The 18,977-nt window shown below is 72.0% G+C and carries 18 protein-coding genes and 1 pseudogene; 12 read left to right on the top strand and 7 right to left on the bottom strand.

Translation table 11 applies throughout. The features are described from left to right. Positions 1-128: 128 nt before the first annotated feature. Complete coding sequence (locus ACXJMZ_RS30080; protein WP_457033184.1) at positions 129-815, bottom strand: hypothetical protein; 687 nt, start codon at positions 813-815, stop codon at positions 129-131. Positions 816-1,330: 515 nt separating this feature from the next. Between ACXJMZ_RS30080 and melC1 the strand changes: the two genes are divergently transcribed. From melC1 to ACXJMZ_RS30065, 3 genes are all read left to right on the top strand, one after another. After that, positions 1,331-1,750, top strand: a complete 420-nt coding sequence (gene melC1 / locus ACXJMZ_RS30075) for an apotyrosinase chaperone MelC1 (protein WP_457033183.1) — start codon at positions 1,331-1,333, stop codon at positions 1,748-1,750. A gap of 49 nt (positions 1,751-1,799) precedes the next feature. Beyond that, positions 1,800-2,627: a tyrosinase MelC2 gene (melC2, locus tag ACXJMZ_RS30070; protein WP_457033182.1), complete on the top strand. Its 828-nt coding sequence runs from the start codon at positions 1,800-1,802 to the stop codon at positions 2,625-2,627. Between the two features lie 174 nt (positions 2,628-2,801). After that, positions 2,802-3,119 carry a hypothetical protein gene (locus ACXJMZ_RS30065; protein ID WP_457033181.1) on the top strand — a complete coding sequence of 106 codons (318 nt, stop codon included), beginning with the start codon at positions 2,802-2,804 and terminating at the stop codon, positions 3,117-3,119. Between the two features lie 85 nt (positions 3,120-3,204). Here ACXJMZ_RS30065 and ACXJMZ_RS30060 read toward each other — a convergent pair whose 3' ends face one another. From ACXJMZ_RS30060 to ACXJMZ_RS30045, 4 genes are all read right to left on the bottom strand, one after another. Continuing rightward, complete coding sequence (locus tag ACXJMZ_RS30060; RefSeq protein ID WP_457033180.1) at positions 3,205-3,648, bottom strand: hypothetical protein; 444 nt, start codon at positions 3,646-3,648, stop codon at positions 3,205-3,207. Positions 3,649-3,859: 211 nt separating this feature from the next. Further along, a complete protein-coding gene (locus ACXJMZ_RS30055; RefSeq protein WP_457033179.1) occupies positions 3,860-4,213 on the bottom strand; it encodes a hypothetical protein in 354 nt (117 codons plus the stop codon). A 180-nt stretch (positions 4,214-4,393) separates the two neighbouring features. Further along, positions 4,394-5,548, bottom strand: coding sequence for a hypothetical protein (locus tag ACXJMZ_RS30050; RefSeq protein WP_457033178.1), 1,155 nt, complete (start codon positions 5,546-5,548; stop codon positions 4,394-4,396). A 184-nt stretch (positions 5,549-5,732) separates the two neighbouring features. Next, positions 5,733-7,322 carry a M4 family metallopeptidase gene (locus ACXJMZ_RS30045; protein ID WP_457033177.1) on the bottom strand — a complete coding sequence of 530 codons (1,590 nt, stop codon included), beginning with the start codon at positions 7,320-7,322 and terminating at the stop codon, positions 5,733-5,735. Between the two features lie 372 nt (positions 7,323-7,694). Between ACXJMZ_RS30045 and ACXJMZ_RS30040 the strand changes: the two genes are divergently transcribed. Together ACXJMZ_RS30040 and ACXJMZ_RS30035 are read left to right on the top strand one after the other, a co-directional pair. Beyond that, entirely contained in the window at positions 7,695-8,102 is a 408-nt protein-coding gene (locus ACXJMZ_RS30040) for a YciI family protein (RefSeq protein ID WP_457033176.1), read from the top strand. A gap of 8 nt (positions 8,103-8,110) precedes the next feature. After that, positions 8,111-9,256 carry an RNA polymerase sigma factor gene (locus tag ACXJMZ_RS30035; RefSeq protein WP_457033209.1) on the top strand — a complete coding sequence of 382 codons (1,146 nt, stop codon included), beginning with the start codon at positions 8,111-8,113 and terminating at the stop codon, positions 9,254-9,256. An 18-nt stretch (positions 9,257-9,274) separates the two neighbouring features. On the opposite strand, the gene ACXJMZ_RS30030 is transcribed toward ACXJMZ_RS30035, so the two are convergent. After that, positions 9,275-9,445 (bottom strand): hydrophobic protein, encoded by a 171-nt coding sequence (locus ACXJMZ_RS30030; RefSeq protein ID WP_457033175.1) that lies wholly within the window; start codon positions 9,443-9,445, stop codon positions 9,275-9,277. Positions 9,446-9,543: 98 nt separating this feature from the next. Between ACXJMZ_RS30030 and ACXJMZ_RS30025 the strand changes: the two genes are divergently transcribed. From ACXJMZ_RS30025 to ACXJMZ_RS29995, 7 genes are all read left to right on the top strand, one after another. Then, positions 9,544-10,143, top strand: coding sequence for a DUF2231 domain-containing protein (locus ACXJMZ_RS30025; RefSeq protein WP_457033174.1), 600 nt, complete (start codon positions 9,544-9,546; stop codon positions 10,141-10,143). Between the two features lie 2 nt (positions 10,144-10,145). Beyond that, positions 10,146-10,490, top strand: a complete 345-nt coding sequence (locus ACXJMZ_RS30020; RefSeq protein WP_457033173.1) for a RidA family protein — start codon at positions 10,146-10,148, stop codon at positions 10,488-10,490. A gap of 47 nt (positions 10,491-10,537) precedes the next feature. Then, positions 10,538-10,828 carry a hypothetical protein gene (locus ACXJMZ_RS30015; RefSeq protein WP_457033172.1) on the top strand — a complete coding sequence of 97 codons (291 nt, stop codon included), beginning with the start codon at positions 10,538-10,540 and terminating at the stop codon, positions 10,826-10,828. Between the two features lie 225 nt (positions 10,829-11,053). Further along, positions 11,054-12,469 (top strand): ParB/Srx family N-terminal domain-containing protein, encoded by a 1,416-nt coding sequence (locus tag ACXJMZ_RS30010; RefSeq protein WP_457033171.1) that lies wholly within the window; start codon positions 11,054-11,056, stop codon positions 12,467-12,469. Between the two features lie 31 nt (positions 12,470-12,500). Continuing rightward, positions 12,501-13,469, top strand: coding sequence for a hypothetical protein (locus tag ACXJMZ_RS30005; protein WP_457033170.1), 969 nt, complete (start codon positions 12,501-12,503; stop codon positions 13,467-13,469). Between the two features lie 212 nt (positions 13,470-13,681). Next, positions 13,682-16,441: a SpoIIE family protein phosphatase gene (locus ACXJMZ_RS30000; protein WP_457033169.1), complete on the top strand. Its 2,760-nt coding sequence runs from the start codon at positions 13,682-13,684 to the stop codon at positions 16,439-16,441. 89 nt (positions 16,442-16,530) lie between these two features. Further along, positions 16,531-18,063 carry an MFS transporter gene (locus tag ACXJMZ_RS29995; RefSeq protein ID WP_457033168.1) on the top strand — a complete coding sequence of 511 codons (1,533 nt, stop codon included), beginning with the start codon at positions 16,531-16,533 and terminating at the stop codon, positions 18,061-18,063. Positions 18,064-18,072: 9 nt separating this feature from the next. On the opposite strand, the pseudogene ACXJMZ_RS29990 reads toward ACXJMZ_RS29995, so the two are convergent. Next, a pseudogene (locus tag ACXJMZ_RS29990) lies at positions 18,073-18,977 on the bottom strand (hypothetical protein); the annotation flags it as partial.

Here is an 18,977-nt window from a genome sequence, read left to right as displayed (position 1 = left end):
CGACCGGGGGCGGGCCGTCGCCGGGGACGCCGTCGTTGACCAGCCAGCCGCCGAGGAGGAGGGCGAGCGCCACGACCGCGGCGGTGAGCCGCCCGCGGCCACGGCGGCTCAGGCCTCGGGTCCGAACGTCAGGATGCGGCATTGCGGGCAGCGCGACGGCGGACGGCGCGGACCCCGAAGCCCGCAGCGAGCGCCAGCAGCACCGAACCGGCGCCGACCTCAACGGCGTTGAGGCCCTGGGACGTTCCACCACCACCGGTGTTCACGCCACCGTGCGGGCCGCCACCGGCCGCACCAGGGCCGCCCGCGCCGCCCGGCCCGCCACCGGGCGTGCTGCCGGGTGTGCCGCTACTGCTGGGAGTACTGCTGGGAGTACTGCCGACGCCCCCGCCCGGCGGGCAGTCGACCTTGAAGACCTTGTGCTTGGCGCTGCCCTGCTCGCCTTCGAAGGTCCAGGTGACCTTGTACATGCCGTTCGGCAGGGTCAGGTCGCCCGTCCGGCCGGCGCCGCTGGCCAGCGTGAGGTCCCCACCGGCCACCTGCTGGTCGTCGGGCGACGGCTGCTTCACGATGTTCCAGGTGACCTTCTGGACGGTGTCGAAGTTGAACGCGTCGAGATAGAAGGTGCAGACCTTCGGCTCGTCACGCTGGTCGTCGGCCGGTGTGGTGCTCTCGTGCACCTTGATGTCGCCGTTGTCGCCGGGCGCGGCGAACGCCGCCGGGGCCGCCCCGGCCACGAGGAGGGCGGCGATGGCGCCCACCGTGAACGCGCTTGCCGTGCGGACGGGGTGAACCGGATCGCTCGTGAGGATCACGTCTGGTACTCCAGGTGTGGTGGGTGTGCTCAAGGGCTCCCACGTTCAGGCGCACACCCCGCTCTGCCAAGCACCCCACGCGTGGTCGTCCGACATTTCATCAGTTCGGATCAGCACTCCGAGCATCTCCGTCCACCGGTCGGAGCAGCGCGTCGGGCAGCCGTATCGCGCCATCCTCGCGCCGTGAGCCCGGTCACCGTGCCAGGCGCGTTCGGGCGTGGCGGAACAGGATCTCCGGCGGGCCGACTGCACAGCGTGAAGATCGTTGGCTTTCTGATGATCATTCAGTGAAGACGGTGAAGATCTTACTGGCCGGCCCACGGAGCGGTCGGCCGCCGGGTGGCCTGATCCAGCCACAATCCTTCGACCCCCGCCGATCGGCAGTTCCGTAGGCCATCGCGGATTGAAAGCATCGAAACGTCGAGGGTGATCATGCAATCCCCTCCGATTGATGTTTCTGCACGGATTCATGAACGGCGCCCCAACACCGCGGGGCGCCCAAGGGGGTACCACCGATGTCCGAAGTCACCCATGCCTCGGAACTGACCCGCCGTCGGATGCTGCAGGGGGCAGCCGTCGCACTGACCGCCGCCGCCGGCACCGTCGTCCTCGGCGTCGTCGGCCCGACCGGCAAGTCCGCGACAGCCGCCGACCCGGGCGCGTCCGACACCTTCGACGAGCTCTTCCACGGCCGCCGCATCCAGGGCCGGCCGGTCGTCGGCGGGGGCGGCCACCACCACGGCACCACCGGCACCGGGGGGACCGGTTACGCCGTGCACATCGACGGCGAGGAGCTGCACATGATGCGCAACGCCGACGGCACCTGGATCAGCGTCGTCAACCACTACCAGACCTTCCCGACGCCGCGCGCGCTCGCCCGCGCCGCCGTCACCGACCTGCAGGGCGCCACGCTCGTCCCGGTCGCCGCCGCCTGATCCGGCTGCCGCCGCTCACACCACCACCACTCGTACAAAGGGGGGACTCATGGCAGTCCGCAAGAACCAGGCGACTCTGACCGCCCAGGAGAAGCGCGCCTTCGTCAACGCCGTGCTCGCGCTCAAGCGCAACGGCGGCTACGACTCGTTCGTCAGCACGCACAACTCGTTCATCGTCAGCGACACCGACAACGGCGAGCGGGTCGGCCACCGTTCACCATCCTTCCTGCCCTGGCACCGCAGGTTCCTGCTCCAGTTCGAGCAGGCGCTCCAGGCGGTCGACCCGACCGTCACCCTGCCGTACTGGGACTGGACCGCCGACCGTACGACCGGCGCCACCATCTGGGGCGCCGACTTCATGGGCGGCAACGGCCGCAGCAGCGACGGCCAGGTGACCACCGGACCGTTCGCCCACTCCGCCGGCAACTGGACGCTCACCGTCCGGCCCGACAGCCGCCCCTACCTGCGGCGCTCGCTCGCGTCCGGGATCGCCCAACTGCCCAGCCGCAGCGAGGCGGACGGCGTGCTCGCGATCGCCGAGTACGACGCCGCGCCGTGGAACAGCACCTCGGCGGGCTTCCGCAACAACCTGGAGGGCTGGCGCGGCGTCAACCTGCACAACCGGGTGCACGTCTGGGTCGGCGGCATGATGAGCACCGGCATGTCGCCCAACGACCCGGTCTTCTGGCTCCACCACTGCTTCATCGACAAGCTGTGGTCGGAGTGGCAGAAGCGCCACCCCGCCGCCGGCTACCTCCCCACCGCCGGCACCCCCAACGTCGTCGATCTCAACGAGACCATGAAGCCCTGGAACGACGTCACCCCGGCGGACATGCTGAACCACAGCGCCCGGTACACCTACGACACCGGCTTCTGATCACCCGTCAGCCGACCGGCCCGGTCGSCTGACGGCCGGGCTGTCGGCCCCACCCGGATACCAAGGGCGCGTGGCGAGATACTCCCCGATCTCCGCCGGGGCCCGCCACGCAGTACCCTGGCCGGTCAGGCCCCAACTCAGCACCCGGCACCCCAGCACCGACGGGGGCACCCCATGGCACACGCCAGCCGAGACCTCACCACCCTCGGCAACACCCTCGAATCCGTCACCGAAGTCGCCACCGCCGACACCCGCGCCCACGCCCGGCTCGTCGTCGCCTCCCACGCCAACGACGCCGAGGACTGCCGCATGCTCCTCACCGAGCTCGGCCTGATCACCGCCCCGCACGGCCCGCACCGCATCTGCGTACGCTGCGGCCGCGAGTACGACCATCCCGGCATCCGCCGCCGCGACCGCTTCTGCTCCGACCGCTGCTACCACGACTCCACCCGCCGAGATCCGCAGGCGCCGGCCGAAATGCCTCAGGCGTAGCGCACCCGGGCCCGAAGGCCGCGGTGCGTACGCTAGCCGTCGGGCCGCCGTCGATCGAGCTGATCCGGGCTGTGGTCCTTCGCTGCTACCAGCTCGAGCAGAGGTTGTCCTCCGGGCAGAACATCGCCCAGACGCTGTTGTAGCCGAGCCGCACGGTCAAGCTGCCCGGGTCGGGACTGCCGTTGACGTACGAGCCGGGGTCGGGCGTCGCGGTGAAGGTGACGTACGTGCCGACCGGGAAGACCGCAGCGCAGGAGCCGGCCGGCGGCGGCTGGTAGGTGGCATCCGGAGCGTACGGATCCCACGCGCTCTGGTGGCAGTCGATCCCGGCGGGCTGGCTGGTGACGGTGCCGCCGCCCCATCCGTCGATCCAGGAATACAGCTGGCCCTGCTGGGCGGGAGTGACGGCCTGGGCCGTGACGGGGACAACGGTGCCGAGCGCAGCCGCGCTGGCGAGCGCGGTGATCACCGCCATCGTGCGCCAAGCGGCACCGGCTCCGAACCGGTGCCAGGCGGGTTGGATGCTCATGACGCCTCCCGGGGGTCGGCTCTGTGCGCCCCTACTTCTCAGTCTCCGCGCCGAGCCCTGCCTGCAACACCCCCTGCCACCAGGCAACTTCCTGTCATCGCAGACGAGCCGAGCGCAGCCGACGGGTCAGTTCGAGGGGGCGCGGCCATCTGCCTCCCCACGGTGCGCGCTCGCGACTCATGCGTGTGCTGCAGCATCCTCTGTCGGCGACTCAGCCCACGAAGGGAAAGATCGGCATCGTCCAGCACGCCGCCTCCTCCGGATCACCCGGCCCCAACGGGGCAGGAGATCCCATCCCGATCACGTAGAGCCAGCCGAGGAGGCCGGCCGCGACAGCCAGGGCCGGCAGGAGATACCAGGAGCTGTACGGCAGCCGACGCAGGACCGCACCGAGCACGAGCAGCACGGTGATCATGACGGCCCACGCGAACACGGTCGCCGTGAACTGGTCGGGATCGGGCTCGTGGTCCTGTGTCAGACACCAGTGCCACGTCTCGATGACACGGTCGCTGGCCAGGAGCAGACCGCCCGTCGCAAAGACCAGCGCCGCCAGGACCCGCACCAACACCCACACCCGACCAACAGCCCTGCCCTGGACCCCTGCCGACACCACGCCCCCAAAGTGATCGCCCCGTCTCCTGTCCCGGACGCGGCCGACCCCACACCGGTTGCCGAACCCAGCACACGACCAGGCTGCGGCGGCCGACGGCAGGAGCACCGCGCAAGCAAGGGCAGCCTCTACCGGTCAGACGAGGCGGTCGCGGTGCTGCGCCGCGATGGCCCGGATGAGTGCGGCGAAGGCCTCGCGGCTGTGATTCTGCTTCTGCTCGGCCTTCGCTTCGCCCTCGTCCTCGCCGTCGGCACCACCCTCGGCATCGGCAGGTTCGGCGTATTCGTCGTGCAGGAGCCAGCAGCCCTGGATGCCGGTGAGGAGGTCCTCGAGCAGGTCGCGGGCGGGACGCTTGGGATCCAGCGGCGTCAGTCGCAGCTCCACGTCCGACCCGTCGCCCTCCTCGTCGTCGTCCGCCGTGTACTCGGCCAGCAGTTCCTCGGCCTCCTCCAACTGCTCGCGGAACGCTGCCGGATCGGGCAGTACGCCGTCGGCGATCCGCAGGGCGTGGCGTACCAGCCCGGTCACCACGTCGTAGGGGGAGGCACCCGCGTCGAGGAGCTCCAGGACCAGGGTCGGTGTCGCGTAGGGCAGGGCCTCGACGCGGTCCGCTTCCTGGATGACCTCGGTGGGCGGATGCCCCGTCACGGCCGAGACGGCCTCGGCGGCGGCGTACAGCCAGTGCGCGGCGGCCACCGCCGCGGCTGTGGGGTCGACGTCGGAGAAGAGCGCGGCCGGGCCGAACGGGTTCCCGTTCAGCAACCGGTCGGCGGCGGCGACCTGGACCGGGGAGGCGTCCTCCCGGCTGAGCAGGACGGCCTGTTGGGCGCGTCCGGTGAGGTCGCCGAGTTCGGCGTGCTCGACGGCGGCCAGCTCGGCCGCGACGTCGGCGCGCACCGCCTCGGTCAGTTCGGGGAGGCCGAGGGCGAGCAGGGCGCGGCCGACCCGGTTCGCGTTCTCCACCAGGGGGCTGTACGAGACGGTGATCGAACCGCCCTGCGGCAGGTTGGGTTCGGCGACCGCCTGGGCCACGTCGCTGAACGCCGTGCGTTCCAGCTCGCGGCGCCGCCCCTCGCGGTCGGGCTCCAGGGAGCCGCCGGCACCGGCGGGGTGGGTGTAGGTGTGCCAGGCCGCCGCGGACAACTGGGTGAGCACACTGGCCAGTCGGGAGAGGACACCGAGGTCGGTGCCGACCGGGACGGTGGCGACGCGGGTCGCCAGATCGCCCTCACCAATCCCCCAGGTGGCAATGAGCTCGTGCCGAACAGGGTCGACGCAGTATCGGGTCATGGCTGACCACCTCCAGGCTTCGGTCCGTCCTATCACCTGGCGCCGGGTCCTGAACGCACGACTACCGAGTTGCACTCGATCCAGCGTGCGAACCGGCTCGGTCGCGTACGGAAGTCCGGCCCGGGTGACACGCCGTCCGAGGCTCCGTCAGGAGCCCCGGACGACATGTCACCTACTGCGCGGGTCAGTTGACGCCGACGGCGCTCCAGGAGGCGGCGACCGCGTTGTACTCGGTGCTGCCGGTGCCGTAGAGGTCCTTCGCGGCGCTCAGGGACGCGGCCCGGGCGCCCTTGTAGTCCGTGGTGGACGTCATGTAGACGGTCAGCGCGCGGTACCAGATCGCGGCGGCCTTCTGGTTGCCGATGCCGGTCACGGTCGAGTTGTTGCAGGTCGGGCTGTTGTAGGTGACACCGTTGATGGTCTTGGTGCCGCTGCCCTCGCTGGCGAGGTAGAACCAGTGGTTGCCCACGCCCGAGGAGTTGTGGACGTCGAGCTGGCCGACCTTGCGGGTCCAGCAGTCGGCGGACCGGCCGTCCAGCGACGGCTTGTCCATCCGGCGCAGCCACGGCGGGGTGGACTGGTCGCTGAACAGGTAGTCGGGGGTGTCGACGGCGTTGTTGGCGTACCACTCGACCATGGTGCCGAAGATGTCGCTGGTGGCCTCGTTGAGGCCGCCGGACTCGCCCGCGTACCGCAGGTTGGCGGTGGCGCTGGTGACGCCGTGGGTCATCTCGTGGCCCATGGTGTCGAGGTCGACCTGCTCGGGGTCGGTCACGCCGTCGCCGTCACCGGTCATCATGCAGAAGCAGGCGTCGGACCACTGGGCGTTGTCCCACTTGGTGCCGACGTGCACGAAGACGGTGGCGCCCTTGCCGTCGTTCTTGATGCCGCTGCGGCCGAAGGTGTTCTTGTAGTAGTCGTACGTCCAGGCTGTGTTGGCGTGCGCGTCGACGGCGGCGGTGGCGCGGGCGCCGGTGAACTTCTTGCCGTCGCCCCAGATGTTGTCCGCGTCGGTGAACAGCGTGCCGGAGGTCGACTTGATCGAGGACGAGGAGAGGTTGAGCGCGTCCCTGGTGCTGTGCCCGCGGACCGGGTCGATCAGGGCGAAGCCGCCGGCCTGCGCGGTGGTGTCGATGGAGATGTCGCCGGTGTACTCCGAGTGCCCGGTGCCGACGGCCTGGTGCTCGGCGTCGTACGCCTCGATCTGCTCACCGGTCGAGGCGTCGGTGACGACGACCTTGCCGGCCGGCTGGCCGTGCTCGCCGACCCCGGCGACGGTGGTCCGCCAGGCGAGGCGGGGGGTGCCGTCGGCGGCCCAGATCACCAACTCGGGGGTGCTGGTGGCGGACTGGATGCCCGCCGCCTCCTGGAGCGCGCTGCTGGCGCTGGCCTGCGCGGGGACGGCCGGGACGGTGGACTTGACCTTGGGGTCGTGCGCCTTGCCCCGGGACGAGTCCTTGAGGCGGCCGCGGGCGTCCTGATGCACCACCAGGTCACCACCGACCACCGGCAGGCCCTGGTAGGTGCGGTCGAAACGGACGTGCTGGGTGCCGTCGGCGTCGATGACGACGTCCTTGACCTGAAGGTCCTGGCCCGCACCGAAACCGAAAGTACCGGCCTCGTGGGCGACGTTGACCTTGGCCTGGGCTATCGCCGCGTCGCGGCCGGGGACGGCGGTGGCCGAACCGGTCTGGACGGTGACGGCAACGAGGGCGGCGGTGACCGCTATTGCTCCGGCCGCGAGGTGGCGGCGAGAAGAGGAGATGGGGCTCACTCTGACTCCAGTCGAGGGGAACTGCAGCTGATTGCTTCGCCAGAGCTTGATGGTGAGCCGACAAGAAAGCTACGCGTCGGGTGAGATCTTGATGAATCTGTAGCCAAAGACGACCGAATCTGCTCAAGTCGCCCATCCGCCSGTCGCCTTGGCGACCGGCGGGGGCCAGCCACCCCTTCGTACTCGCACGAGGTGGGCCAGGTGACACCGGGTCAGTCCGCACTCGCCGTGCCCGGGTGGATCCGGGCCGGGTCGGCGTCCGCACAGGGAGATCCGAGAAAGTTCGGGCGGTGATGTCGAGATCCCGTGTCCGGCTCCGTCCCCGTGGTGAAGGCGGCGACAATGGGTCGCCCGGGCACTGAGGAGAACACCATGGCCAAGTACTTGCTGCTGAAGCACTACCGGGGCGCTCCGACTGCGGTCAACGACGTGCCCATGGAAAAGTGGACGCCGGAGGAGATCTCGGCCCACATGCAGTACATGCACGACTTCGCGGCCCGGCTGGAGGGGACCGGCGAGTTCGTCGACGGCCAGGCGCTCGCTCCTGAGGGGACGTTCGTCCGGTACGACGGCGAGGGGCGGCCGCCGGTCACCGACGGGCCGTTCGCCGAGACCAAGGACCTGATCGCCGGGTGGATGGTGATCGACGTCGACAGTTACGAGCGTGCCGTCGAGCTGGCGGGTGAGCTGTCGGCCGCCCCCGGGGCGGGCGGGAAGCCGATCCACGAGTGGCTCGAGCTGCGCCCCTTCCTCACCGCGCCCCCCACCATCACGGAGTGACCTCCCAGGTGGACGAGCTCCTGCTCCGCAGCCTCACACCGAGCGTGCTCGGAATCCTCGTCCGCCGCGGAGCCGACTTCGCGGCGGCCGAGGACGCGATGCAGGACGCCCTGGTCGAGGCGGTCCGCGTCTGGCCCGGCGACCAGCCGCAGGACCCGAAGGGCTGGCTGGTCACGGTGGCCTGGCGCCGCTTCCTCGACCGGGCCCGGGCGGACGCCGCACGCCGCCGGCGGGAGGACCTCGTCGACGAGGAACCCCCGCCCGGGCCAGCACCCGCCGTGGACGACACGCTCCAGCTCTACTTCCTGTGCGCCCACCCGTCGCTGACGCCCTCGTCCGCGGTCGCACTCACGCTGCGCGCCGTCGGCGGGTTGACCACCCGTCAGATCGCCCAGGCCTACCTGGTGCCCGAGGCGACCATGGCGCAGCGCATCAGCCGGGCCAAACGCACCGTCTCCGGTGTGCGGTTCGACCAGCCCGGCGACCTCGCCACCGTGCTGCGCGTCCTCTACCTGGTCTTCAACGAGGGGTACTCCGGCGACGTCGACCTCGCCGCCGAGGCCATCCGGCTCACCCGGCAACTCGCGGCCGCCATCGACCATCCCGAGGTGGCGGGGCTGCTGGCCCTCATGCTGCTCCACCACGCCCGGCGCGCCTCCCGGACCACGCCCGACGGCAGCCTGGTGCCGCTCGCCGAGCAGGACCGCAGCCGGTGGGACACCGGGTCGATCGCCGAGGGGGTCGCGGTCCTGCAGGCGGCGCTCGCCCGTGACCGGCTGGGCGAGTTCCAGGCCCAGGCCGCCATCGCGGCGCTCCACGCCGACGCGCCGGCCGCCGAGGAGACCGACTGGGTGCAGATCGTCGAGTGGTACGACGAACTCGCGCGGCTGACCGACAGTCCGGTCGTCCGGCTGAACCGTGCGGTGGCCGTCGGCGAGGCCGACGGACCGCGCGCCGGGCTGGCGGCACTCGCGGCACTGGACGACACACTGCCCCGCCACACGGCGGTGGCGGCGTACCTCCACGAACGCGACGGCGACCTGGCGAGGGCCGCACGGCTGTACGCCGAGGCCGCCCGAAAAGCCCCCAACCTCGCCGAACGCGACCACCTGACCCGCCAGGCCGCACGGCTCAACACCCACCGTGGCCACTGACGGACCGCCCCCCGCAACTCACCAGCGGTACCAGCGTCGTCGGCCACCTTCCGCCGAAGCGCCGCCGAGGACGAAGCCCAGCAGCCAGAGCACCAGGACCACCAGTGCGATCCACCAGAGGACGTGCCAGGCGAATCCGGCACCTCCCAGAATCAGGGCGATCAGCAGAACAATGATCAAGAAGGCCATGACATCCACACCTCCAGACCCAGCCGTCTGCCCGCTTCCGCCGATCTCACTCCTGGGCAGCTCAGTTTGAGCGACGCCGGGCGGGCCAGACGCCCGGTATGGACAGAAACACCGGCTCACCCCTGCCCGGCTGGCTCGACGCACCCGTCGGCTGGACCGGCCTCGATCCGGCCTCCGACCGGATCCGGCGGCTGGTCACCGCACTGCCACTGCCCGTACGGGACGCCCTGCACGGGGCCTGGCTCGGCCACCCGCTGCACCCGGCCCTGACCCAGCTCCCGCTCGGCTGCTGGCTCTCGGCCACTGCCCTCGACCTCACCGGCCGATCACCCGCGGCCGCCCGCCGCCTCACCGGCCTCGGCCTGGCGGCCGTCCCCCCGACCCTCTGGGCGGGCTGGGTGGACTGGGCCGAGCTGTCGGCCGAGCGCCGCCGCCTCGGCCTGGTGCACGCGGCGTCGGCGGTGGCGGCGACCGTCCTGGAGATCGGCTCCTACCGGGCCCGGCGGCACGGCTGCACCACCGCCGGAGCGCTTCGCGGACTGGCCGGCCTCACCGTGCTTTCGCTGGCTGCCGCCCTCGGCGGACACCTGGCACACCGTCAGGCCGACCCGCAGTCCCCTCATCATGTGGACAGCACCGACGATCGCTCAGCAGGGCCGATAGCCTCGCCTCCCCTGAATGATCTACCGGAGGTCTGACCATGATCCAGCGATTCGGCTCGGGCAAGCGCATGAGCGAAGCCGTGGTGCACAACGGCACCGTGTACCTGGCGGGCCAGGTCGCCGGAGACCTCACCCAGAACGTCGAGGGCCAGACCCAGCAGGTGCTCGCGAGCATCGACCGCCTGCTGGCGGCGACCGGCAGCGACCGGACCAAGGTGCTCCGCGCCGAGATCTTCCTCGCGGACATCAAGGACTTCGACGAGATGAACCTCGCCTGGGACGGCTGGGTCCCCGCCGACGCCACTCCCGCACGCGCCACCGTCCAGGCTTCGCTCTACCGCCCCGAGGTCCTGGTCGAGATCGTGGTGACCGCCGCGCTCTGACGGATCACCGGTTGCCCGGGGTGTCCGGTCGGCGCAGAGTCGGGGGCATGGACTCACCTGCGTACCGAGGAGCTGCGGCGCTGCTGGTCGACGGCCGGGAGATCGAGGTGGAGGCCGAGCTGCACGGCGACGTCCCCCGGATCGGGCTGCCGGGCTGGACCGGTGTGGTCCACACGACGGACACCGGCCTCACCGGCGGCGCGGTCCGTACCGGCCGGATCCGGCTGCCGGGCGGCTGGGAGGGCGGGTTCGCGGTGATCCGGACCGTGCTCGGGATGTCCACGGTGTGGGTCAGGGSGAACGACCAGGAGGCCTCGCCGGTCCACTGGCCTCGCTGACTCCACTCATCCACGCAGCCACAAGTGATGGGGCCCGCACAATGTGCGGGCCCCATTCACGCGTGCCGTCGGAGCACAGGTCGCCGCCGTGGCCCGGGCCCCGACGGACAGGGTTCACACTCCCGCCATCTCACGACCACCCGGCGGCTACCGGTTGAGCCGCGGGTGATGGATGGATATGCGCCAGCAGCTATTGCTATCAGCCGCCGACCCGCAGGAGACCCCATGAGCACCGGCCCCGTCCCCTCCCCGCAGCAGCGCCGCCAGGGTCGGGGCATGCTCGCCGCCGCCGCGGCCGTCATGCTCGCGCTGGGCGGTCTGACCAGCCTGGCCGCCCCCGCCGGTGCGGCCACCGTGTCCGGACCGGATGCGGCCCAGCAGGCCCAGCAGGCTCAGCAGGCCCGGCAGGCCCAGCCCGGCGATCTGCTGGACGTGACGCTCGATCAGGTGCGTCCCACTCAGTCCGCGGTCGGCTACGACGAGGTCTACTACAAGCTCGGCCGCTACACCTCGCCCAAGGACGAGCTGAACGGGAACATCAACAAGCGCTTCGACGACTGGTGCGAGACCAACGGCCAGGGCGTGGCCGCCGCGGTGCAGCCGGGCGCGCGGCTCGCCGACCCGACGACGTTCACCTGCACCGTCGCGCTGGGCCAGGAGACCGACGACAGCCGCGCCGAGATGAAGACCGTCGTGGTGGGCCCGGGCGGCGCGCTCTACCTGACGGACGGTCACCACACCCTGACCTCCTTCCTGGAGGCCCCGGACGGCGGCCCGAGCCTGCACATCCGCCTGATCGTCCAGGCCAACCTGAGCAACCTGTCGCCGAACGCGTTCTGGCAGGCCATGCAGGCCAACAACTGGGTCCGCCTGGTCGACGAGACGAACCAGCCGGTCACCGTCGAGCAGCTGCCGCAGCACCTGGGCCTGGCCTACTTCCACGACGACGCCTACCGCAGCCTGGTCTACTTCACCCGCGACATCGGCTACTCGGTGCCGGCCGACGCCGCCGAGTACCTGGAGTTCACCTGGGGCGACTGGCTGCGCGGCCAGGGCATCGGCCTCCCCGGCTCGTACGACCCGACCAGCTCCGCCTCGTACCTGGCGGCGGTCCGCACCGCCTCCCAGGCCATGTCCGCCCTCCCGGCGGACACCGTCATCACCGCCGACGGCCGCACCGCAGGACAGCTCGGCCGCCTCGACCCGTGGAACGCCGGCAAGAAGCCCACCGGCGGCGAGTTCGGCAAGCTCAGCGCACCGATCACCGCAGCCAAGCCCGGCAAGCTCGCCTACGCCCTGGACTTCCGCGCCACGGTCCCCACCGGCCCGGCCTGCACCACCACCGTCACCGGCCGCCACACCGGCCCGCTGGTGGTCACCACCGGCACCACCTGCCTGGTCAACGCCCGCCAGACCGGCCCGGTCGTGGTCCGCCCCGGCGCCAACCTGGTCGTCAAGGGCTCCGACCTCAACGGCCCCGTCCAGGCCGTCGGCGCCGGCACCGTACAGCTCTGCGGCACCGTCCTGACCGGCCCGCTCAGCGTCGTGAACACCCGCGACCAGCTGACCCTGACCGCCCCGGGCTGCACCCCGAACACCCTGAACGGCCCCGTCCAGCTGGTCGGCAACCCCACCTCCTGACGCCCCACCCGATGCCGCTAGCCTCCTGCTCGTGATCACTCCTCCGTACTGTCCCCCGCTCCAGACCCGCTTCGTCGACGGGCGGATCCGCGCCTACGACCTGTCCTCCGACCCCCGGGGCGTGCTGTCGCCCACGGCGGAGTTCCGGCCCCGTCCGGACGACGAGCTGACGAGTTACGCGGTCTTCACGGACCTTCGGCGAGCCGTGTACACGACGCTCAACAGCGTCGTCTGCGTGGCCGCCGAGGGGACGGAGCTCTGGCGCTCCGATCTCCTGCCGCGGTCGGTCCGGCCCTACGGGCACCGGCCGGACTGTGCGCTCTCCCTGGACGAGCGCGAGGTCTGGGTCTACCGGCCCGACGCGATGGCCGACCGCGACGGCCCCGACCGATGGGTCGTCCTGGACGCCGGGACGGGAGCTCAGATCGCGGGCGCCGACCTGGACACCGTCGGGCACGGCGGGCAGCAGTACCGGAACGCCTCGGACGGCCACCTGCTCCTCGACATCGGCGAGGGCCAGGACGGCACGGTCATCTACCGGGCCGCCCTGGACGGAGCCGAGCTCCGGCTGACCCGCTATCCGTGGGACGCCCGGTGCCTCATCGACCTGACACCCGACGGACGCCGGTTCATGACGGTCGACCACGGCCAGGCCGACGTCGCGTTCCACACCTACCCCGACGGCGACACGACGCTCACCCTGCCCGCCGAAGCCTTCGGGCCCGCCCCCGAGGGCGCATACGTGGAGTGGAGCGGGGGCTACCTCACGCCGGACACCGTCCTGGTCACCATCGCCGGTGAGATCGACCCCGACGACGACCCGGACCTCGACGACGACGAGCGGGAGTGGCACCGCCACCACCACCTCGACCTGCGCACCGGTGAGATCACCGACTTCCCCGTCACCACCCGCGACTCGTACGGCCTCACACCCCTGGGCGACGGAACCTGGCTGACCATCGACCCCTCCGGCCACCCCGTCCGCTGGCCCGCCAACTGACCTCGCGCCTGACGGAGGGCCACCCCGAACTCGACCTGCGGATCAGCCGGGTGGCACGCCGTCAGCTGCGCCTGACCAGCGTCGGCCGCCGCCACCGGCGCGACTCTCGACCCGCCGCGCGCGAGCTTCGGCCGCAGCGGAGACCAGGCACCGCGAGCTTCGGTGTGCGCGATCTCTTGGCCTCGGGCGACTTACCGGGGTAGACATGGCGTATGGCCCGCAACTCCGGTCGATCCCGGGCCCAGTCGGTCCCCGAGCCCACCGGCCCGCGCCCGGACGGCGGACGTGAACTCCCCGGTCCGGCGCACCCGCACGGGCAGCCGAAGCGCGGGCGGCTCCGGTCGGCGCTCAGCACCCGCAGCGTCGCGGGCCAGGTCTTCGTCCTGCAGGTGCTGATCGTGCTTCTGCTGGTGGCGGCGGCGGGCACGCAGATGGTGCTCCAGGCGCGCCAGGACAGCGCGACCGAAGCCCGTAACCGCTCACTGGCGGTGGCCGAGACCTTCGCGGCCTCCCCGGGCATCGTCGCGGCGCTCCGCGCGCCCGACCCGACCGCGATCCTCCAGCCGGCTGCCGAAGAGGCCCGGGTCAAGTCCGGTGTCGACTTCATCGTGGTGCTCAACACCGACGCGATCCGCTACACCCACCCCATGCCCGACCGGATCGGCAAGAAGTTCGTCGGCACCACCGCCCCCGCGCTGGCCGGTGAGTCAATCACCGAGGAGGTCGACGGCACCATCGGCCACCTGGTGCAGGCCGTCGTACCGGTCACCGACAGCGGCGGCCAGGTGGTCGGCATGGTCTCGGCGGGCATCCGGACCAGCCGGGTCAGCGACAGCGCGGCGAGGCACCTGCCGATCCTGCTCGGCAGCGCGGCGGCGGCGCTTGCCCTGGCGCTGGCCGGCGCCGCGCTGGTGAACCGCCGGCTGCGACGGCAGACCCGCGGCCTCGACCCGGCCGAGCTGACCCGGATGTACGAGCACCACGACGCGGTGCTGCACTCGGTCCGCGAGGGCGTGCTGATCATCGGCGGGGACGGCCGCCTGCTGCTCGCCAACGACGAGGCCGGCCGCCTGCTCGCGCTTCCCGACGACCCGGAGGGCCGGCACGTCACCGAGCTGGGTCTGGACCTCCCGGTGGCCGCCATGCTGACCTCCGGACAGGCCGTCACCGACCAGGTGGTGACCGCCGGAGCCCGGCTGCTGGCCGTCAACGTCCGCCCCACCGACCGCAACGGCGGCCCCCCCGGCCTGGTCGTGACCCTGCGCGACTCGACCGAACTGAGGGCGCTCTCCGGCACCGCCGACCTGGCCCGGCGGCGGCTCAAGCTGCTCTACGACGCGGGCCTGGCAGTCGGCACCACGCTGGACGTCTCCCGTACCGCCGAGCAGCTGGCCGAGGCCGCCGTCCCCGGTTTCGCCGACTACGTCACGGTCGACCTCGCCGAGGCCGTCCTGCACGGGGACGAACCCGAGCCGGGAGCGCAGATGCGCCGCGCCGGACTGAGCGGCATCCGCGCCGGGGCCCCGTTCTACCCGGTCGGCGAGCAGGTCCCGGTGGTACCCGGCACCCCGCGCGCCCGCAGTCTGGAGAGCGGCCGGCCGGTGGTCGAGCGCGATCTGACCGACGCCCTCAACGCCTGGCAGGAGTACGACGCGGCGCTCGTGCGACGGGTGCGGGAGGAGGGCGTGCACGCACTGCTCGCGGTGCCGCTGCGAGCCCGCGGCGCGGTCCTCGGCATCGCCACCTTCTGGCGCGGTACCGGCCGGGGCACCTTCGACGAGGAGGACCGCTCGCTCGCCGAGGAGCTGGTCGCCCGGGCGGCCGTCTCGATCGACAACGCCCGCCGCTACACCCGCGAGCACACCATGGCCGTGACCCTGCAGCGCAGCCTGCTGCCGGGCAGCCTGCCGGAGCAGAACGCCCTCGACGTGGCCTACCGCTACCTTCCGGCGCACGCCGGCGTCGGCGGGGACTGGTTCGACGTCATCCCGCTGCCCGGCGCCCGGGTGGCCCTGGTGGTCGGCGACGTGGTCGGGCACGGCCTGCACGCCGCCGCCACCATGGGCCGGCTTCGCACCGCGGTGCACAACTTCTCCTCCCTCGATCTGCCGCCCGACGAACTCCTCGGCCACCTGGACGAGTTGGTCAACCGGATCGACCAGGAGCAGGCCGGCACCGGCGACCAGGCCCCGATCACCGGCGCGACCTGCCTGTACGCGATCTACGACCCGGTCTCCCGGCGCTGCTCGATGGCCCGGGCCGGCCACCTGCCACCCGCCGTCCTGCACCCGGACGGGACGGTGGAGATCGCCGACTTCGTGGCAGGACCGCCACTCGGCCTGGTCAGCATGCCGTTCGAGACTGCCGAGCTGGAGCTGCCCGAGGGCAGCAGCCTGGTGCTCTACACCGACGGCCTGGTCGAGCACCGCGACCGGGACATCGACCTCGGCCTCGACCTGCTGCGCTCCTCCCTGGCCCGCCCCGAGGGCGACCCCGCCCGCAGCCCCGAGCAGGTCTGCGACGACGTGCTCGGCGCACTGCTGCCGGACAACCCCACCGACGACATCGCCCTGCTGGTGGCCCGTACCCGGGCCCTGGCGGCGGAGCGGGTCGCGGTCTGGGACGTGCCGTCCGACCCCGCCGCGGTCCGTGACATCCGGGCCCAGGTGACCGCGAAGCTCGACGACTGGGGGCTGGAGGACCTGGCGTTCRCCACCGAGCTGATCCTCAGTGAGCTGATCACCAACGCGATCCGCTACGGCCTCGCGCCGATCCAGGTCCGGCTGCTGCACGACCGCACGCTGATCTGCGAGGTGGCCGACCGGAGCAGCACCTCGCCCCACCTGCGCTACGCGGCCAGCACCGACGAGGGCGGGCGCGGGCTCTTCCTGGTCGCCCAGTTCGCCGAACGCTGGGGCACCAGGTACACCGGGAGCGGCAAGGTCATCTGGGCCGAGCAGCGCCTGCCCTGACCGTTGCCGCGTGTCAGTCGCCGGTCACGTTCCGTGTTGCGTACCGTCATAGCGATGACGAACCGTCCGTGACGAGGGGACCTGCCTCCGTGGAACGCAAGTGGTGGACCCTGCTCACCGTCTCGGTGGCGACCTTCATGCTGCTGTTGGACATCACGGTCGTGAACGTGGCGCTGCCGTCGATCCGCAAGGACCTCGACGCCAGTTTCACCGACCTCCAGTGGGTGATCGACGCCTATGCGCTGACCCTCGCGGCCCTGGTGCTGGCGGCCGGCTCGCTCGCCGACCGGCTGGGGCGGCGGCGGACCTTCGCGGCCGGGCTGGCGATCTTCTCCCTCGCCTCGCTGCTCTGCGCGCTGGCGCCGAACCCGACCTTCCTCAACCTGGCCCGCGCCTTCCAGGGTGTCGGCGGCGCGGTGATGTTCGCGGTGTCGCTGGCCCTGATCGCCCAGGAGTTCCTGGCCGGACGGGAACGCGGCATGGCGATGGGCGTGTACGGGGCGACGATCGGGGTCGCGGTGGCGATCGGCCCGCTGGTCGGCGGGGCGCTCACCGACTCGCTCGGCTGGGAGTCGATCTTCTACCTGAACGTCCCGATCGGGGCCGGCGCGATCGTCCTCACCTACCTGAAGCTGCGGGAGAGCCGCGACCCGAACGCGACCCGGGTCGACTGGCCGGGCGTCGCGACGTTCAGCGCCGCGCTCTTCCTGCTGGTGCTGGCACTGGTCCGGGGGAACACCGAGGGGTGGGGCAGCGTACTGATCGTCTCGCTGTTCGTCGGCTCCGTGGTCCTGCTGGCCGCGTTCATCGTGATCGAGCGTCAGGTCGCCGAGCCGATGCTCCCGTTGGGCCTGTTCCGGCGGCATGCGTTCACCGGCGTGCAGCTGGCCGCCTTCGCGGTCTCCAGCTCGCTCTTCGCGCTGTTCCTCTATCTGACGCTCTATCTGCAGAATTACCTCGGCCTCACCCCCTTCCAGACCGGGGTCCGCTACCTGCCGATCACCCTGCTCAGCTTCCTCGTGGCACCGGTCGCGGGCCTGCTCCTGTCCCGGGTGCAGGCGCGGTTGATGCTCGGCGCCGGCCTGGCGGCCATCGGCGTCGGTCTGCTGCTGATGGGTGGCATCACGGCCACCGACGACTGGACCACCCTGCTCGGCGGCTTCCTGGCCGCGGGGGCCGGGGTCGGCCTGATCAACCCGGTGATCGCGGACGTGGCCGTGAGCGTGGTGCCGAAGGAGATCAGCGGCATGGCGGCCGGCATCAACGACACCTTCCGCCAGGTCGGCATCGCCGTGGGAATCGCCGTCTGGGGGGCGATCTTCGTGGCCCGGGGCACCAGCAAGATCGGCGAGCGCACGGCGGAGGTGCCAGGGCTGACCAGCGCGAACCATCGCGAGCTCGCCGAGGCGGCCTCGTCGGGCAACCTGCAGCAGGCCCTCGCCGCAATCCCCCCGCAGTTCCGCCAACTGGTCTCGGACGCGGCCAGGGAGGGCTTCCTGGCCGGCTTCAACACCGTGCTCTTCCTCGGTGCCCTGGCCAACTTCATCGGTGCCGCCCTGGCCCTGTGGCTGGTCCGGGAGAACGAGATCGAACGCCAGCGGCCGGAGCCGGCCGCACCGTGACCGGAGCGGTCAGCGACCCTCCTCCCCGTCCCGGTCGCGCCAGCTGGCGCGGACCAACTCCCGCTCGGCTGCGGTCAGATGGACGGCGGCTGCCAGCCAGCTCTCCGCGTACGCATCGGCCCGGCCGTCCTCCAGCCGGCCGAAGACGTCCCGCCCGCGCCGGTCCGCCGCGGCGGCGAGCGCCGAGCTGAGTGCGGCCGCGCCGTGGAAACCGGTCCGGGCCAGCACGGCGGCGTCCGTACGGGCTCCGCCGGTGCGCGCGGACTCCGCGACGGCGCGGCGCCCGCCGGCCACCCCGAGCTCGACCAGCCGCCGGACCCGCCACAGCGGCGAGTCCGCCAACGGGTCGGCGGCGGCGGCCGGTCGGGGCAGTTCCTCCCCCGGTGGGAAGTGCGCACCGAGCAGCAGGTCGTAGCCCAGGTCCGCGCGACCCTGCCAGGCGGCGGGCAGCCGCAGCGTCGCGTCCGAGTCGGGCACCGGGCCGACCGCGAGCACCCGTAGCGTCGCCGCCCGGTCGGGGTCGATCCGGCCCAGCACCCGGATCACGGTGCCCGGGTGCGCGGCCAGCTGCCCGAGGTTGGCGGTGTGGGCGAGCTCCGGGTGCGGATGCGCGGCGGCCAGCCGGATCAATGGGCCGGGAGTGCCGGCCTCCCGGGCCAGCACGGTGTCCCCGGCCGCCCCGAGCACCACCAGGTCGCAGCCGACGGGCTGCCGCAGCAGGCTGTCGTCCTCGGGGTCGGCGAGCGGGCCGTCACCCAGCCGTTCGGCGGCGGCCTGCGTCAGTGGGCGGGCGAACAGCGCGGCCGGCGCTCCGGCCGTCCAGTCCACCCCGGGCACCGGGCCGGCCTTGACACCCCGTCCGGAGCCGAGCCGGCCGTCCGCCGAGGCGGTCGCGCCGGAGATCAGCAGCCCGC

Source organism: Kitasatospora sp. P5_F3, assembly GCF_054049135.1.
This window is presented reverse-complemented; position numbering and strand designations above follow the sequence as displayed.

Excerpts from the sequence above, each read along its gene's own strand:
- melC1 (WP_457033183.1), top strand. The coding sequence starts at position 1,331 with ATGTCCGAAGTCACCCATGCCTCGGAACTGACCCGCCGTCGGATGCTG.
- melC2 (WP_457033182.1), top strand. The coding sequence starts at position 1,800 with ATGGCAGTCCGCAAGAACCAGGCGACTCTGACCGCCCAGGAGAAGCGC.
- ACXJMZ_RS30065 (WP_457033181.1), top strand. The coding sequence starts at position 2,802 with ATGGCACACGCCAGCCGAGACCTCACCACCCTCGGCAACACCCTCGAA.
- ACXJMZ_RS30060 (WP_457033180.1), bottom strand. The coding sequence starts at position 3,648 with ATGAGCATCCAACCCGCCTGGCACCGGTTCGGAGCCGGTGCCGCTTGG.
- ACXJMZ_RS30050 (WP_457033178.1), bottom strand. The coding sequence starts at position 5,548 with ATGACCCGATACTGCGTCGACCCTGTTCGGCACGAGCTCATTGCCACC.
- ACXJMZ_RS30040 (WP_457033176.1), top strand. The coding sequence starts at position 7,695 with ATGGCCAAGTACTTGCTGCTGAAGCACTACCGGGGCGCTCCGACTGCG.
- ACXJMZ_RS30030 (WP_457033175.1), bottom strand. The coding sequence starts at position 9,445 with ATGGCCTTCTTGATCATTGTTCTGCTGATCGCCCTGATTCTGGGAGGT.
- ACXJMZ_RS30025 (WP_457033174.1), top strand. The coding sequence starts at position 9,544 with ATGGACAGAAACACCGGCTCACCCCTGCCCGGCTGGCTCGACGCACCC.
- ACXJMZ_RS30020 (WP_457033173.1), top strand. The coding sequence starts at position 10,146 with ATGATCCAGCGATTCGGCTCGGGCAAGCGCATGAGCGAAGCCGTGGTG.
- ACXJMZ_RS30010 (WP_457033171.1), top strand. The coding sequence starts at position 11,054 with ATGAGCACCGGCCCCGTCCCCTCCCCGCAGCAGCGCCGCCAGGGTCGG.